The sequence below is a fragment of the Streptococcus sp. 1343 genome (assembly GCF_013277355.1).
Lineage (GTDB): Bacteria > Bacillota > Bacilli > Lactobacillales > Streptococcaceae > Streptococcus > Streptococcus pseudopneumoniae.
This window is the reverse complement of sequence record NZ_VMMT01000027.1, coordinates 1-16,645: the sequence shown is the minus strand read 5'-3', so window position 1 is coordinate 16,645 and position 16,645 is coordinate 1. Positions and strand designations below refer to the sequence as shown.

Genomic DNA, 16,645 nt, shown 5'->3' with positions numbered 1-16,645 from the left:
GGTGAATGGCTATGAAAAATCAACTTGCCCTTAGTGGCGAAAAAATTCTTGAAAAAATTTATCCTCAACTATTTCACCACGTCGGCATGATTCGTGGGGAATACTTATTGAGAGAGCTTAATCAAAACATCCTATTAGCAAATTGTCAGCAATTTGTAAAAGATTATCTAGAGACTATCTGCTCCCTGTACTCAGATGAAGAAGTTTGGTATCGTTTTACTGAATTAACGAATACAGAAGCCAATTGTTTAGTGGGGACTAAAGAGTTTTTTGACGAAGGGCATCCCTTGTTTGGCTATAGAGGAACTAGGCGTTTACTGGCGTGTTTGGATGAATTTCAGGCTGAAGCACATGTCGTTACAGAAGTTTATCAAACCAACTCCAATCTATCTCTTATCTTTCCTTTTGTCAATGATGCCGACCAATTAAAACAAGCTATTACAGTATTGCGTCAGTATGGCTTTACTGGGAAAGTCGGAACGATGATTGAATTACCGTCAGCGTATTTTGACTTATCTAGTATACTGGAAACGGGCATTTCAAAGATTGTAGTTGGAATGAATGATTTGACTTCCTTTGTTTTTGCGACTATGAGAAACAGTCAATGGCATGATATGGAAAGTCCAATAATGTTAGATATGCTAAGAGATATGCAGGATAAAGCAAGAAAGAACAAGATTGATTTTGCTGTAGCAGGCTATCTGAATACTTCTTTCATACAAAAAATGAATCAGTTGGGGATCAAGTGCATTATCCACTACAGTTCTATTCCAGAGATTTTTGATTTAGAGATTGACCATCCAGATCATCTTAAACACATAAAAGAAGAAAGTAAAAAATTACAAAGGAGTACCCATGATACCGCAAGAAATGTGGAATAAATACAAGCAAATCAATCCTTTGATCGGAGATGAAATCGATGCTTGGGCTTTTGGAGTTGAACCAGATCTTTTAGCGGATTTGGTGTTTAAAGGAGAAAAGACAGCAACAGCATCAGCCTATGACCTCTATGTACTAGAAGACGAACCACTTCCCCAAGTAGGGACCTTCGATATCATTTTAGATAGTCAAAATCAGTCTGTCTGCATTGTCGAAATTACAAAGGTTTCTGTTGAACTCTTCAATCAAGTTTCTGCGCAACATGCCTTTAAGGAAGGTGAGGGAGACAAATCACTTGCCTATTGGCGCCAGGTTCATGAGGATTTTTTCAGAGACTGCTTGGGTGAAGCAGGATTGACTTTTACACCTGAAAGCAAGGTTGTTTTAGAAGAATTTCGCAAGGTCTACCCACTGTAGACTATTAGAAGGAAGAAAGTTTTGGAAATCGCTGTCCAATCCTTTTTTCTCAAGCAAAATATGATATAATAAGTTTGTTTGAAGAAGAGCAGCAGCTCTTAAACTTAGAATAGGAGAAAACTATGCAAGCAGTTGAACATTTTATTAAGCAATTTGTTCCTGAACATTATGATTTATTTTTAGATTTGAGTCGTGAGACCAAGACGTTTTCAGGGAAGGTGACCATCACTGGTCAAGCACAGAGTGACCGCATTTCCCTTCATCAAAAAGACTTGGAAATCGCTTCTGTAGAAGTTGCAGGTCAAGCTCGTCCATTTACAGTTGACCATGACAATGAAGCTCTTCATATTGAATTAGCTGAGGCTGGTCAAGTTGAAGTGGCTATCGCTTTCTCAGGAAAAATTACAGACAACATGACAGGGATTTACCCTTCTTATTACACAGTTGATGGAGTGAAGAAGGAAGTATTGTCTACTCAATTTGAGAGCCATTTTGCGCGCGAAGCCTTTCCATGTGTGGATGAGCCAGAAGCCAAAGCAACTTTTGACCTCTCTCTACGTTTTGACCAAGTAGAAGGTGAATTGGCCTTGTCTAACATGCCAGAAATCGATGTTGAAAACCGTAAGGAAACAGGTATCTGGAAGTTTGAGACAACACCTCGCATGTCTTCTTACTTGTTAGCCTTTGTTGCGGGTGATTTGCAAGGTGTGACTGCTAAAACTAAAAACGGTACCCTTGTAGGTGTCTACTCGACCAAAGCACATCCACTTTCTAACCTTGATTTCTCTTTGGACATTGCCGTTCGCTCAATCGAGTTTTACGAAGATTACTACGGAGTTAAGTACCCAATCCCTCAATCTCTCCATATTGCCCTTCCTGACTTTTCAGCAGGTGCCATGGAAAACTGGGGTCTTGTGACCTACCGTGAAGTTTACTTGGTTGTGGATGAGAACTCAACATTTGCCAGCCGTCAACAAGTTGCCCTTGTTGTGGCCCATGAATTGGCTCACCAATGGTTTGGGAACCTCGTTACTATGAAATGGTGGGATGACCTTTGGCTCAATGAAAGCTTTGCTAATATGATGGAGTACGTCTGTGTGGATGCCATTGAGCCAAGTTGGAATATCTTTGAAGATTTCCAAACAGGTGGAGTGCCTCACGCTCTTGAACGTGACGCAACTGATGGCGTACAGTCTGTTCACGTCGAAGTCAAACACCCAGATGAAATCAATACCCTCTTTGATGGCGCTATCGTCTATGCCAAAGGAAGCCGTCTCATGCACATGCTTCGTCGTTGGCTAGGTGATGCCGATTTTGCCAAAGGTTTGCATGCCTACTTTGAAAAACATCAATACAGCAATACAATCGGTCGTGACCTTTGGGATGCTCTTGGTCAAGCATCTGGCCGTGATGTCGCAGCTTTCATGGATTCTTGGTTGGAACAGCCTGGTTACCCAGTTCTTACTGTCAAAGTTGAAAATGATGTCTTGAAGATTTCACAAAAACAATTCTTCATCGGTGAGAACGAAGACAAGAACCGTCTCTGGGTGGTGCCACTCAATAGCAACTGGAAAGGCTTGCCTGATACACTCGAAACTGAAAGTATCGAAATCCCTGGCTACGCAGCTCTTCTTGCTGAAAATGAAGGAGCTCTTCGTCTCAACACTGAAAATACTGCCCACTATATTACCGACTATCAAGGAGACTTGTTAGAAGCTGTTCTTGCTGAGCTAGAGACACTTGATAACACAAGCAAACTGCAAATTGTTCAAGAACGTCGTTTGTTGGCTGAGGCAGGGCACATTTCTTATGCAGACTTGCTTCCAGTTCTTGATAAACTTGCTAAGGAAGAATCTTACCTTGTCGTTTCAGCTGTTTCTCAAGTGATTTCAGCCCTTGAGCGCTTTATTGATGAAGGAACGGATGCTGAAACAGCCTTCAAAGGACTGGTTGCTAAATTGGCTCGTCATAACTATGACCGTCTTGGTTTTGAAGCTAAAGACGGAGAATCAGATGAGGATGAATTGGTTCGTCAGCTGGCTGTTTCGATGATGATTCGCTCAAATGATGCAGAAGCTAGTCAAGTCGCTAGCCAAATCTTCGCAACACACAAGGAGAATCTTGCAGGACTCCCAGCAGCTATTCGCTCACAAGTTCTGATTAATGAGATGAAACATCATGAGACTAAAGACTTGTTAGCACTTTATCTTGATACTTATACTCACGCAACAGATGCTGTCTTTAAACGCCAGTTGGCAGCAGCTCTTGCATACAGTACAGATGCGGATAATATCCAAAACTTGATTGCTGCTTGGAAGGACAAATTTGTGGTCAAACCACAGGACTTGTCTGCTTGGTATTACCAATTCCTAGCTCATCAAGCAACTCAGAAAACAGCTTGGTCTTGGGCGCGTGAAAACTGGGCTTGGATTAAGGCAGCCCTTGGTGGAGATATGAGCTTTGATAGCTTTGTTATCCTTCCTGCTCATGTATTTAAGACTCAGCAACGCTTGGCAGAGTACAAGGAATTCTTTGAGCCACAACTTTCTGACCTTGCTCTTAGCCGTAACATCGGCATGGGAATCAAGGAAATTGCAGCGCGTGTTGACTTGATTAACCGTGAAAAAGCTGCAGTCGAAGCAGTTGTTCTTCAATACGGAAATGCATAAATAAGCCTAAAATAAAAAGAAAACTCAGCTATCTCATGTAAAATGCAGAGAGTTGAGTTTTTTTTAAGGCAAATTTGGTATAATGGTTTTAATAAGGAGGAGTTTCTCATGATAAAAATCTTATTGGTTGAGGATGACCTAGGTCTGTCAAATTCAGTATTTGACTTTTTAGACGATTTTGCGGATGTTATGCAGGTATTTGATGGTGAAGAAGGTCTCTACGAAGCTGAAAGTGGTGTCTATGACTTGATTTTGCTCGATTTGATGTTGCCAGAAAAAAATGGTTTCCAAGTCTTAAAAGAATTGCGTGAAAAGGGAATTACGACACCAGTTCTGATCATGACCGCCAAGGAAAGTTTGGATGACAAGGGACATGGATTTGAACTGGGAGCGGATGATTATCTGACCAAGCCTTTCTACCTAGAAGAACTCAAAATGCGGATTCAGGCCCTTCTCAAACGTTCAGGCAAGTTTAATGAAAATACGCTATCTTATGGAGATATTCTCATCAATTTATCAACAAATACCGTTAAGGTTGAAGATACTCCAGTCGAATTGCTGGGGAAAGAGTTCGATTTACTAGTTTATTTCCTTCAAAATCAAAATGTTATTTTGCCTAAGACGCAGATTTTTGATCGTCTATGGGGATTTGATAGTGACACAACGATTTCAGTTGTCGAAGTTTATGTTTCAAAAGTCCGTAAGAAATTAAAAGGAACCACTTTTGCAGATAATTTGCAAACCTTGCGCAGTGTTGGGTATATTTTAAAAGATGTTCAGTAAACTAAAAAAAACATGGTATGCGGATGATTTTAGTTATTTTATCCGCAACTTTGGTGTCTTCACTCTGATTTTCTCTACCATGACTCTGATTATTTTACAGGTCATGCACTCGAGTCTCTATACTTCAGTGGATGATAAGCTCCACGTACTAAGTGAAAATCCTCAAGCAGTTATTCAACTGGCAGTGAATAGGGCAACAGAAGAGATTAAAGATTTAGAAAATGCTAGGGCGGACGCTAGTAAAGTAGAAATAAAACCTAATGTCAGTTCCAATACGGAAGTCATTCTCTTTGATAAGGACTTTACTCAACTTCTTTCTGGAAATCGATTTTTGGGCTTGGATAAGATTAGGTTAGAGAAAAAAGAACTAGGCCATATCTACCAGATTCAGGTTTTTAATAGCTATGGGCAGGAAGAAATCTATCGCATGATTTTGATGGAAACCAATATCAGTTCGGTTTCAACCAATATCAAGTATGCTGCTGTCTTGATAAATACCAGTCAGTTGGAGCAGGCCAGTCAAAAGCATGAGCAATTGATTGTCGTTGTGATGGTAAGTTTCTGGATTTTGTCTTTGCTTGCAAGTCTTTATCTAGCTCGGGTTAGTGTTCGACCCCTGCTTGAGAGCATGCAGAAGCAGCAGTCCTTTGTGGAAAATGCCAGTCATGAGTTACGGACTCCACTTGCAGTTTTGCAAAATCGCTTAGAGACCCTTTTCCGTAAGCCAGAAGCTACCATTATGGATGTGAGCGAAAGTATTGCATCGAGTTTGGAAGAAGTCCGAAATATGCGTTTTTTGACGACAAACTTGCTGAACTTAGCTCGGAGAGATGATGGGATTAAGCCGGAGCTTGCAGAAGTTCCAACTAGTTTTTTCAATACGACTTTCACAAACTATGAGATGATTGCTTCGGAAAATGATCGTGTCTTCCGTTTTGAAAATCGTATCCATCGTCCGATTGTCACAGACCAGCTTCTCTTGAAGCAGTTGATGACTATCCTATTTGATAATGCTGTCAAGTATACTGAAGAGGATGGTGAAATTGATTTTCTTATCTCGGCGACCGATCGTAATCTGTATTTACTGGTTTCTGATAATGGAGTCGGTATTTCGACAGAAGATAAAAAGAAAATTTTTGATCGTTTTTATCGAGTGGACAAGGCTAGAACTCGTCAAAAAGGTGGTTTCGGTTTAGGATTATCTCTGGCCAAGCAAATTGTAGATGCGCTTAAAGGAACCATTACTGTTAAAGATAATAAACCCAAGGGAACAATCTTTGAAGTGAAGATTGCTATCCACACACCATCGAAAAAGAAAAAATAAAAAGAGTCTGGGGCAAAAGTCTAACCTTAAATATAAAAAGCGAACAAAACAAGTTATCTGACACTCAGAATTCTGTTTTGTTCGCTTTTTTGTCTAATCTATCGATTTTAAAAACTTATAATAAAGAATTCCTAAAATCAAAATCCTTTTGTCCCAGACTCTTTTGGATTTATTTTCTACGTTTTCGTTTGATAATAGACCGTTGAACTTTTAAAACAAGTAAGCTGGATCCGATTGCTGCGGCAAAGGCAAGAGCAGTTGATAATTTTAATGCTAAAAAGATAAAACTAAAGATAGCAATACAGATACAAAAAACAGCGATATTAACAAAAAATAAAATTTCTTTGAGATTGCTATCAGCTTGTGCTTCAGGTGTATAAGCTTGATAATGAGGAAGTTGTTGGTTTAATTCTTCTTGATAGTCTACCTCATAGGATTGTAATTTTCTTGCGGGCATGATTCTCTCCTTAACAGTACATACCTATTTTATCATTTTTTCAGCAGAGAATTATTACAGAAAGGTTACAAAAAGAATAAAGTCCCTTTTCATTTTCAAAGCATGGCTGATTTTGGAGAAATGTGGTATAATTTTTCTTATGGAAAAGATTGTCATTACAGCAACTGCTGAAAGTATTGAACAAGTCGAACAACTACTCGAAGCTGGCGTAGACCGTATCTATGTCGGTGAGAAAGATTTTGGCCTTCGTCTGCCAACGACCTTTAGTTATGACCAATTACGTGAAATCGCTAAGTTGGTTCATGATGCTGGTAAGGAATTGATCGTTGCGGTCAATGCTCTCATGCACCAAGATATGATGGACCGTATCAAGCCTTTCCTTGATTTCTTGGAAGAAATTAAGACAGACTACATTACGATTGGGGATGCAGGTGTCTTTTACGTAGTCAACCGCGATGGTTACTCCTTTAAGACTATCTACGATGCTTCAACTATGGTGACAAGCAGTCGTCAGATTAACTTCTGGGGACAAAAGGCTGGCGCATCTGAAGCTGTTTTGGCGCGTGAAATTCCATCGGCTGAACTCTTCAAAATGCCAGAGATTTTGGAAATTCCTGCTGAAGTTTTGGTTTACGGTGCCAGTGTCATCCATCATTCTAAACGTCCGCTCTTGCAAAATTACTATAACTTTACACATATCGATGATGAAAAGACTCGCAAGCGTGACTTTTTCTTGTCTGAGCCAAGTGATCCTGAGAGTCACTATTCCATTTTTGAAGACAATCATAGGACCCACATCTTTGCCAACAATGACCTTGATTTGATGATCAAATTAACAGAATTGGTAGAGCATGGTTTTACTCACTGGAAGCTAGAAGGGCTCTACACTCCTGGTCAGAACTTTGTTGAGATTGTAAAACTCTTTATCCAAGCTCGTAGCTTGATCCAAGAGGGTAACTTTAGCCATGACCAAGCCTTCTTGCTGGATGAAGAAGTGCGTAAACTTCACCCTAAAAACCGTTTCCTTGATACAGGATTTTATGACTACGATCCTGACATGGTTAAATAAAGTAAATGATTCGTTGAGAGAAGGAAGATTTAAAATTTCTTCTCTCAATTTTTTGTATTTCTTCACTATTTTAAAAAAATCAGCAGGCTAGGATGCTCTATTTGATGGGATTTTTCAGGCAAGTAACCTTTTTGAGTTTGAAAATTATCCTATGTTTGCAGGTGCCAAATAGCCCTTTTTTTGGTATAATTTTTTATAATGAAAACGATTGGTAATCGCTATGTTGTGGTGGATTTAGAGGCAACTAGCACAGGTAGTAAGGCTAAAATTATTCAAGTGGGAATTGTCGTGATTGAGGACGGAAAAATCGTCGATCACTATACGACGGATATCAATCCACATGAACCCTTGGATGCTCATATCAAAGAACTGACAGGATTGACAGACCAACGTCTGGCGCAAGCACCTGATTTTTCGCAAGTTGCTAGAAAAATCTTTGACTTGGTGGAGGATGGGATTTTTGTAGCCCACAATGTTCAGTTTGATGCCAATCTTTTGGCGGAAAATTTATTTTTTGAAGGTTATGAGCTAAGAAATCCTCGTGTTGATACGGTCGAATTGTCCCAGGTCTTTTTCCCTGAACTGGAAAAATATAGCTTGCCTATTTTGTGCCGGGAATTAGGAATTCCTCTAAAACACGCTCACACAGCCCTTTCAGATGCCCAAGCTACAGCGGAATTACTTCTTTTTTTACGAGAAAAGATGGCACAACTTCCTAAAGGACTCTTGGAACGCTTGCTGGAAATGGCTGACGCCCTCCTATATGAGTCCTACCTGGTTATTGAAGAAATTTATCGCAGCCAATCTATTCTGAGTTCTTCAGATTTGGTCCAAGTTCAAGGACTGTATTTCAAGAAAACTGCAGATCCCATGGAGTCACGAAAACTATCTCAAGATTTTTCTAAAAATATTTCTCTGTTGAATCTTGAAGTGAGGGAGGAGCAAGAAAATTTTGCTAAAGAGGTTGGCTTGCTATTGAAAGATGAGCCTGTATCATTAATTCAAGCGCCGACTGGGATTGGGAAAACTTATGGCTATCTCTTACCCGCTTTATCTCAAGCCAAAGAGCATCAGATTGTCCTTAGCGTTCCGACAAAGATTCTTCAAAATCAAATCATGGAAGAAGAAGGTAAACGTCTCAAGGAAGTGTTCCATATAGATATTCATAGTTTAAAGGGGCCTCAAAATTATTTGAAGTTGGATGCCTTTTATCGTTCCTTGCAGGAAAATGATGAAAATCGCTTATTTAGACGCTTTAAAATGCAAGTCTTGGTCTGGCTGACAGAGACAGAGACAGGAGATTTGGATGAAATTGGTCAACTCTACCGTTACCAACATTTTCTAACAGATCTTCGTCATGACGGGAATTTATCATCTCAAAGCTTATTTGTGACGGAAGATTTTTGGAAACGTAGTCAAGAAAGAGCACAAACCTGCAAGCTTTTAGTGACCAATCATGCCTATCTTGTAACCAGACTTGAAGATAATCCTGAATTTGTCAGTGACCGTTTACTGATTATCGATGAAGTTCAAAAAGTTTTGTTGGCTTTAGAAAATCTGCTTCAAGAGACCTACGATATCCAGTATATTATTGATTTAGTTGATAAGGCCTTACTGGAGGAGCAAAATAAGGTCCAGCAACGAATACTAGAAAGTATTCGCTTTGAGTGCTTCTACTTGATAGAACAATTTCAGTCTGGTAAATCTAGGAAAAATATCTTAGATTCTCTAGCCAATCTCCATCAGTATTTTTTAGAATTAGAAGTAGAAGGTTTTGAGGAACTGGTTCGCTATTTTACAGCTGACCGAGATTACTGGCTTGAAGCAATTGAAACGAGTCAAAAGAAAATTCAAATTTCTTCTACAAAATCTGGCCGTATTCTTCTGTCCTCTTTAATACCTGAGAGTTGTCAAGTCTTGGGAGTATCGGCTACTCTTGAGATTAGTCAGAGAGTTTCTTTGGCCGACCTTTTAGGCTATCCTGAAGCCAAATTTGTCAAGATTGAAGCTCGTAGAAAACAGGACCAAGAAGTGGTCTTGGTCAAAGATTTCCCTCTGGTGACAGAAACTTCCTTAGAAGTCTATGCCAAAGAGGTAGCTGATTTACTAGTGGAAATTCAAGCTTTCCAGCAACCGATTTTGGTTCTCTTTACCGCTAAAGATATGCTTCTAGCAGTTTCAGACATACTTCCTGTAAGCCATCTGGCCCAGTATAAAAATGGAGATGTTCATCAGCTAAAGAAGCGCTTTGAAAAAGGAGAACAACAAATCTTGCTTGGTGCAGCAAGTTTCTGGGAGGGAGTTGATTTTTCAAGTCATCCTTTTGTGATTCAAGTTGTACCAAGACTTCCTTTCCAAAATCCCCAAGAGCCCTTGACGAAAAAGATCAATCAGGAACTAATTCAAGAAGGGAAAAATGCCTTTTATGATTATCAATTGCCAATGGCCATTATTCGTTTAAAACAGGCTTTGGGAAGAAGTATGAGACGCGAACACCAACGTTCCTTAACTCTTATTTTGGATAGGAGAATTGTCGGAAAGCGATATGGCAAACAAATAGTAGCATCTCTAGCAAAAGAAGCGACTGTTAAAACCATCTCTCGATCCGAAGTTGATGAGGCTATTGATAGATTTTTTAATGAACTTTGATAAATAGTATTGTATGAAAGTATAAGGTTAGTGTATATGAAACGTTCTCTCGACTCCAGAGTCGATTATAGTTTGCTATTGCCAGTATTTTTTCTACTGGTTATTGGCGTGGTGGCTATCTATATAGCTGTTAGTCATGATTATCCAAATAATATTTTGCCCATTTTAGGGCAGCAGGTCGCATGGATTGCCTTGGGGCTTGTGATTGGTTTTGTGGTCATGCTCTTTAATACAGAATTTCTTTGGAAAGTGACCCCCTTTCTATATATTTTAGGCTTGGGACTTATGGTCTTACCGATCGTCTTTTATAATCCAAGCTTAGTTGCATCAACAGGTGCCAAAAACTGGGTATCGGTAAATGGTGTTACCTTGTTCCAGCCGTCAGAATTTATGAAGATATCCTATATCCTCATGTTGGCTCGTGTGATTGTCCAGTTTACCAAAAAACATAAGGAATGGAAACGCACAGTTCCGCTGGACTTCTTGTTGATTTTCTGGATGATTCTCTTTACCATTCCAGTCCTAGTTCTTTTGGCACTTCAAAGTGACTTGGGGACGGCTTTGGTTTTTGTAGCCATTTTCTCAGGAATCGTTTTATTATCAGGGGTTTCTTGGAAAATTATTATTCCAGTATTTGTGACTGCTGTAACAGGAGTTGCTGGTTTCTTAGTTATCTTTCTTAGCAAGGATGGACGAGCTTTTCTTCACCAGATTGGAATGCCGACCTACCAAATCAATCGGATTTTGGCTTGGCTCAATCCCTTTGAGTTTGCCCAAACAACGACTTATCAGCAGGCTCAAGGGCAGATTGCCATTGGGAGTGGTGGCTTATTCGGCCAAGGTTTTAATACTTCAAATCTGCTTATTCCAGTTCGTGAGTCAGATATGATTTTCACGGTCATTGCAGAAGATTTTGGCTTTATTGGCTCTGTCCTGGTTATTGTCCTTTACCTCATGTTGATTTACCGTATGTTGAAGATTACTCTCAAATCAAATAACCAGTTCTACACCTATATTTCCACTGGTTTGATTATGATGTTGCTCTTCCACATTTTTGAAAATATCGGTGCTGTAACGGGCTTGCTTCCTTTGACCGGGATTCCACTGCCTTTCATTTCGCAAGGGGGATCAGCTATTATCAGTAATTTAATTGGTGTTGGCTTGCTTTTATCGATGAGTTACCAGACTAATCTAGCTGAAGAAAAGAGTGGAAAAGTCCGATTCAAGCGGAAAAAGGTTGTATTAAAACAAATCAAATAAGGAGAAAATCATGGTAAAAGTAGCAGTTATGTTAGCTCAGGGCTTTGAAGAAATTGAAGCTTTGACAGTTGTAGATGTCTTGCGTCGTTCAAATATTACTTGTGATATGGTTGGTTTTGAAAAGCAAGTAACGGGTTCGCATGCAATCCAAGTAAGAGCAAATCATGTCTTTGATGGAGATTTATCAGACTATGACATGATTGTTCTTCCTGGCGGTATGCCTGGTTCTGCACATTTGCGCGATAATCAGGCCTTGATTCAAGAGTTGCAAAGATTCGAGCAAGAAGGGAAGAAACTAGCAGCCATTTGTGCGGCACCAATTGCCCTCAACCAAGCAGGGCTATTGAAAAACAAGCAGTACACTTGTTATGATGGTGTTCAAGAGCAAATCCTTGATGGTCACTACGTCAAGGAAACAGTAGTGGTAGATGGTCACTTGACAACCAGTCGAGGTCCCTCGACAGCCCTTGCCTTTGCCTACGAGTTGGTAGAGCAACTAGGAGGAGACGCAGAGACTTTACGAACAGGAATGCTCTATCGAGATGTCTTTGGTAAAAATCAGTAAAACGGGAGTTATTCTCTCGTTTTTTATGTGGAAAAATCAGGGAAATCATCGCTTTTTTCATAAAAAAATGCTATAATGAAGGGTATGAAATATCACGATTATATCTGGGATTTAGGTGGAACTTTACTGGATAATTATGAAATTTCAACAGCTGCATTTGTTGAAACATTGGCACTGTATGGCATTATACAAGACCATGACAGTGTCTATCAAGCTTTAAAGGTTTCTACTGATTTGGCGATTGAGACATTCGCTCCCAATTTAGAGAATTTTTTAGAAAAGTACAAGGAAAATGAAGCCAGAGAGCTTGAACACCCGATTTTATTTGAAGGAGTTTTTGACCTATTGGAAGACATTTCAAATCAAGGTGGCCGTCATTTTTTGGTCTCTCATCGAAATAATCAGGTTTTGGAAATTTTAGAAAAAACCTCTATAGCAGCTTATTTTACAGAAGTGGTGACTTCTAGCTCAGGCTTTAAGAGAAAGCCAAATCCCGAGTCCGTGCTTTATTTAAGAAAAAAGTATCAGATTAGCTCAGGTCTTGTCATTGGTGATCGACCGATTGATATCGAAGCAGGTCAAGCTGCAGGACTTGATACCCACTTGTTTACCAGTATCGTGAATTTAAGACAAGTATTAGACATATAAGAAAAAGGAATAAGATGACAGAAGAAATCAAAAATCTGCAGGCACAGGATTATGATGCCAGTCAAATTCAAGTTTTAGAGGGCTTAGAGGCTGTTCGTATGCGTCCAGGAATGTATATCGGGTCAACTTCAAAAGAAGGTCTTCACCATCTAGTCTGGGAAATTGTTGATAACTCAATTGATGAGGCCCTGGCAGGATTTGCCAGCCATATTCAAGTTTTTATTGAGCCAGATGATTCGATTACTGTTGTCGATGATGGGCGTGGTATCCCAGTCGATATTCAGGAAAAAACAGGCCGTCCTGCTGTTGAGACCGTCTTTACAGTCCTTCACGCTGGAGGAAAGTTCGGCGGTGGCGGATACAAGGTTTCAGGTGGTCTTCACGGAGTAGGGTCATCAGTCGTTAATGCTCTTTCCACTCAATTAGACGTCCATGTCCACAAAAACGGTAAGATTCATTACCAAGAATACCGTCGTGGTCATGTTGTCGCAGATCTTGAAATAGTTGGAGATACGGATAAAACAGGAACAACTGTTCACTTCACACCGGACCCAAAAATCTTCACTGAAACAACAATCTTTGATTTTGATAAATTAAATAAACGGATTCAAGAGTTGGCCTTTCTAAATCGCGGTCTTCAAATTTCAATTACAGATAAGCGTGAAGGTTTGGAACAAACCAAGCATTATCATTATGAAGGTGGGATTGCTAGTTACGTTGAATATATCAACGAGAACAAGGATGTAATCTTTGATACACCAATCTATACAGACGGTGAGATGGATGATATCACAGTTGAGGTAGCCATGCAGTACACAACTGGTTACCATGAAAATGTCATGAGTTTCGCCAATAATATTCATACCCATGAAGGTGGAACGCATGAACAAGGTTTCCGTACAGCCTTGACACGTGTTATCAACGATTATGCTCGTAAGAATAAGTTACTGAAAGACAATGAAGATAATTTAACTGGGGAAGATGTCCGCGAAGGATTAACTGCAGTTATCTCAGTTAAACACCCAAATCCACAGTTTGAAGGACAAACCAAGACCAAATTGGGAAATAGCGAAGTGGTCAAGATTACCAATCGCCTCTTCAGTGAAGCCTTCTCCGATTTCCTCATGGAAAATCCACAGATTGCCAAGCGTATCGTGGAAAAAGGGATTTTGGCTGCCAAGGCTCGTGTGGCTGCCAAGCGTGCGCGTGAAGTCACTCGTAAAAAATCTGGTTTGGAAATTTCCAACCTTCCAGGGAAACTAGCAGACTGTTCTTCTAACAATCCTGCTGAAACAGAACTCTTCATCGTCGAAGGAGACTCAGCTGGTGGATCAGCCAAATCTGGTCGTAACCGTGAGTTTCAGGCTATCCTTCCAATTCGCGGTAAGATTTTGAACGTTGAAAAAGCTAGCATGGATAAGATTCTTGCTAACGAAGAGATTCGTAGTCTATTTACAGCGATGGGAACAGGATTTGGCGCAGAATTTGATGTTTCGAAAGCCCGTTACCAAAAACTCGTTTTGATGACCGATGCCGATGTCGATGGAGCCCACATTCGTACCCTTCTTTTGACCTTGATTTATCGTTATATGAAACCAATCCTAGAAGCTGGTTATGTTTATATCGCCCAACCACCAATCTATGGTGTCAAGGTTGGAAGCGAGATTAAAGAATATATCCAGCCGGGTGCAGATCAAGAAATCAAACTCCAAGAAGCTTTAGCCCGTTATAGTGAAGGTCGTACCAAACCGACTATTCAGCGTTATAAGGGGCTAGGTGAAATGGACGATCATCAGCTGTGGGAAACAACCATGGATCCCGAACATCGCTTGATGGCTAGAGTTTCTGTAGATGATGCTGCAGAAGCAGATAAAATCTTTGATATGTTGATGGGGGATCGAGTAGAGCCTCGTCGTGAGTTTATCGAAGAAAATGCTGTCTATAGTACACTTGATGTCTAAAAAATAGGGAGAAGTAGTTCCCTTGGTCTAAAAAATATGATATAATCGTTACGATTGTTTCAAGTAAAAAAGGAGTTTGATATGTCTAATGGACAACTAATTTATTTAATGGTTGCAATTGCAGTCATTTTAGTTCTGGCTTATGTAGTGGCAATCTTTCTACGTAAGCGAAACGAGGGGAGATTAGAGGCGCTAGAAGAAAGAAAAGAAGAACTATACAATCTTCCAGTAAATGATGAAGTAGAAGCTGTAAAAAATATGCACTTGATTGGACAAAGTCAAGTGGCTTTCCGTGAATGGAATCAAAAATGGGTCGATTTATCTCTCAACTCTTTTGCCGATATTGAAAATAATCTCTTTGAAGCAGAAGGCTATAACCATTCATTTCGTTTTCTCAAGGCCAGTCATCAAATTGACCAAATTGAGAGTCAAATTACTTTGATTGAAGAAGATATTGCTGAAATTCGCAATGCTTTGGCAGACTTAGAGAAGCAAGAATCTAAAAATAGTGGTCGTGTTCTTCATGCTTTGGATTTATTTGAGGAACTTCAGCATAGAGTTGCTGAAAATTCAGAACAGTATGGTCAAGCCTTGGATGAAATTGAAAAACAATTAGAAAATATCCAATCTGAATTTTCACAATTTGTAACCTTGAATTCATCGGGTGACCCTGTGGAAGCCGCAGTGATTTTGGATAATACAGAAAATCACATTTTGGCCTTAAGTCATATTGTGGATCGTGTTCCAGCCTTGGTTACGACGCTTTCTACAGAATTGCCAGATCAATTACAGGATTTGGAAGCCGGTTATCGTAAACTAATTGATGCTAATTATCATTTTGTTGAAACGGATATTGAAGCACGTTTCCACTTGCTTTATGAAGCATTCAAGAAAAACCAAGAGAATATTCGTCAGTTGGAATTGGATAATGCCGAATATGAGAATGGACAGGCACAAGAGGAAATCAATGCCTTGTATAATATTTTTACTCGAGAAATTGCTGCTCAGAAAGTAGTGGAAAATCTACTTGCAACTCTTCCAACTTACCTTCAACATATGAAAGAGAATAATACTTTATTGGGAGAAGATATTGCACGTTTGAACAAGACCTATTTACTTCCTGAGACAGTTGCAAGCCATGTTCGTCGTATTCAGACAGAATTAGAGAATTTTGAGGCAGCTATTGTTGAGGTAACTTCAAATCAAGAAGAGCCAACCCAAGCTTATTCAGTTCTTGAAGAAAATCTTGAGGATTTACAAACTCAACTAAAAGATATTGAAGATGAGCAAATTTCAGTTAGTGAGCGCCTGACACAAATTGAGAAAGATGATATTAATGCACGTCAAAAGGCCAATGTTTATGTCAATCGTCTCCATACTATCAAGCGATACATGGAAAAACGCAATCTGCCAGGTATTCCACAAACTTTCTTGAAGTTATTCTTTACGGCAAGCAATAATACCGAGGATTTAATGGTTGAGTTAGAACAAAAAATGATTAACATTGAATCTGTTACCCGAGTTCTTGAAATTGCAACGAATGATATGGAAGCTTTAGAAACGGAAACTTATAATATTGTACAATATGCAACTTTGACAGAGCAACTCTTGCAATATTCTAACCGCTATCGCTCATTTGATGAACGCATTCAAGAAGTATTTAACGAAGCTTTAGATATTTTTGAAAAAGAATTTGATTATCACGCTTCATTTGACAAGATTTCTCAAGCATTGGAAGTGGCAGAGCCTGGTGTAACCAATCGCTTTGTTACCTCATATGAGAAAACACGTGAAACGATTCGTTTTTAAAAAGCTTAGTTCATTCTAAGCTTTTTTCTTTACTCAAAAGCCATGAGTTTACTTATTTATCATTGAAATTAATGCTTGGTTTTGATATTATTTAAATATGAAGAAAGATAGAACAAAGCGTGGTAGTCACGCTAAAATGGGACGGAGTAAAAGAG

13 protein-coding genes are annotated in these 16,645 nt (G+C 39.5%); 12 read left to right on the top strand and 1 reads right to left on the bottom strand.

All coding sequences use genetic code 11. The features are described 5' to 3' along the window. Positions 1 to 11 precede the first annotated feature (11 nt). From HT709_RS04255 to ciaH, 5 genes are all read left to right on the top strand, one after another. Entirely contained in the window at positions 12 to 881 is an 870-nt protein-coding gene (locus HT709_RS04255) for a putative PEP-binding protein (protein WP_166735843.1), read from the top strand. Beyond that, on the top strand, positions 856 to 1,296 hold the full coding sequence (locus tag HT709_RS04250; protein ID WP_016397589.1) for an ASCH domain-containing protein: 441 nt from the start codon (positions 856 to 858) through the stop codon (positions 1,294 to 1,296). The genes HT709_RS04255 and HT709_RS04250 overlap by 26 nt, the downstream gene beginning before the upstream one ends. 122 nt (positions 1,297 to 1,418) lie before the next feature. Continuing rightward, positions 1,419 to 3,965 carry a M1 family metallopeptidase gene (locus tag HT709_RS04245; protein ID WP_166735844.1) on the top strand — a complete coding sequence of 849 codons (2,547 nt, stop codon included), beginning with the start codon at positions 1,419 to 1,421 and terminating at the stop codon, positions 3,963 to 3,965. A gap of 108 nt (positions 3,966 to 4,073) precedes the next feature. After that, entirely contained in the window at positions 4,074 to 4,748 is a 675-nt protein-coding gene (ciaR, locus tag HT709_RS04240; RefSeq protein ID WP_000590626.1) for a two-component system response regulator CiaR, read from the top strand. Continuing rightward, a complete protein-coding gene (gene ciaH / locus HT709_RS04235) occupies positions 4,738 to 6,072 on the top strand; it encodes a two-component system sensor histidine kinase CiaH (protein ID WP_000491804.1) in 1,335 nt (444 codons plus the stop codon). The genes ciaR and ciaH overlap by 11 nt, the downstream gene beginning before the upstream one ends. A 169-nt stretch (positions 6,073 to 6,241) precedes the next feature. Here ciaH and HT709_RS04230 read toward each other — a convergent pair whose 3' ends face one another. Further along, on the bottom strand, positions 6,242 to 6,529 hold the full coding sequence (locus HT709_RS04230; protein ID WP_001111516.1) for a DUF3270 domain-containing protein: 288 nt from the start codon (positions 6,527 to 6,529) through the stop codon (positions 6,242 to 6,244). A gap of 139 nt (positions 6,530 to 6,668) precedes the next feature. On the opposite strand from HT709_RS04230, the gene HT709_RS04225 reads away from it, so the two are divergent. The 7 genes from HT709_RS04225 (at position 6,669) to ezrA (ending at position 16,490) form a co-directional block, all read left to right on the top strand. After that, the gene (locus HT709_RS04225; protein WP_014017228.1) at positions 6,669 to 7,598 is read left to right on the top strand and encodes a peptidase U32 family protein; all 930 of its coding nucleotides are present in this window, start codon (positions 6,669 to 6,671) and stop codon (positions 7,596 to 7,598) included. A 198-nt stretch (positions 7,599 to 7,796) separates the two neighbouring features. Beyond that, positions 7,797 to 10,247, top strand: coding sequence for a bifunctional DnaQ family exonuclease/ATP-dependent helicase (locus HT709_RS04220; protein WP_000848728.1), 2,451 nt, complete (start codon positions 7,797 to 7,799; stop codon positions 10,245 to 10,247). Between the two features lie 36 nt (positions 10,248 to 10,283). Next, on the top strand, positions 10,284 to 11,507 hold the full coding sequence (locus HT709_RS04215; protein ID WP_000830665.1) for an FtsW/RodA/SpoVE family cell cycle protein: 1,224 nt from the start codon (positions 10,284 to 10,286) through the stop codon (positions 11,505 to 11,507). A 10-nt stretch (positions 11,508 to 11,517) separates the two neighbouring features. Next, positions 11,518 to 12,072: a DJ-1 family glyoxalase III gene (locus tag HT709_RS04210; RefSeq protein WP_000241411.1), complete on the top strand. Its 555-nt coding sequence runs from the start codon at positions 11,518 to 11,520 to the stop codon at positions 12,070 to 12,072. 84 nt (positions 12,073 to 12,156) lie between these two features. Further along, entirely contained in the window at positions 12,157 to 12,720 is a 564-nt protein-coding gene (locus HT709_RS04205) for an HAD family hydrolase (RefSeq protein ID WP_014017229.1), read from the top strand. Positions 12,721 to 12,734: 14 nt separating this feature from the next. After that, positions 12,735 to 14,681 carry a DNA topoisomerase (ATP-hydrolyzing) subunit B gene (gene gyrB, locus HT709_RS04200; RefSeq protein ID WP_000134037.1) on the top strand — a complete coding sequence of 649 codons (1,947 nt, stop codon included), beginning with the start codon at positions 12,735 to 12,737 and terminating at the stop codon, positions 14,679 to 14,681. Between the two features lie 81 nt (positions 14,682 to 14,762). After that, the gene (ezrA, locus tag HT709_RS04195) at positions 14,763 to 16,490 is read left to right on the top strand and encodes a septation ring formation regulator EzrA (RefSeq protein WP_172925547.1); all 1,728 of its coding nucleotides are present in this window, start codon (positions 14,763 to 14,765) and stop codon (positions 16,488 to 16,490) included. Positions 16,491 to 16,645: the final 155 nt, after the last annotated feature.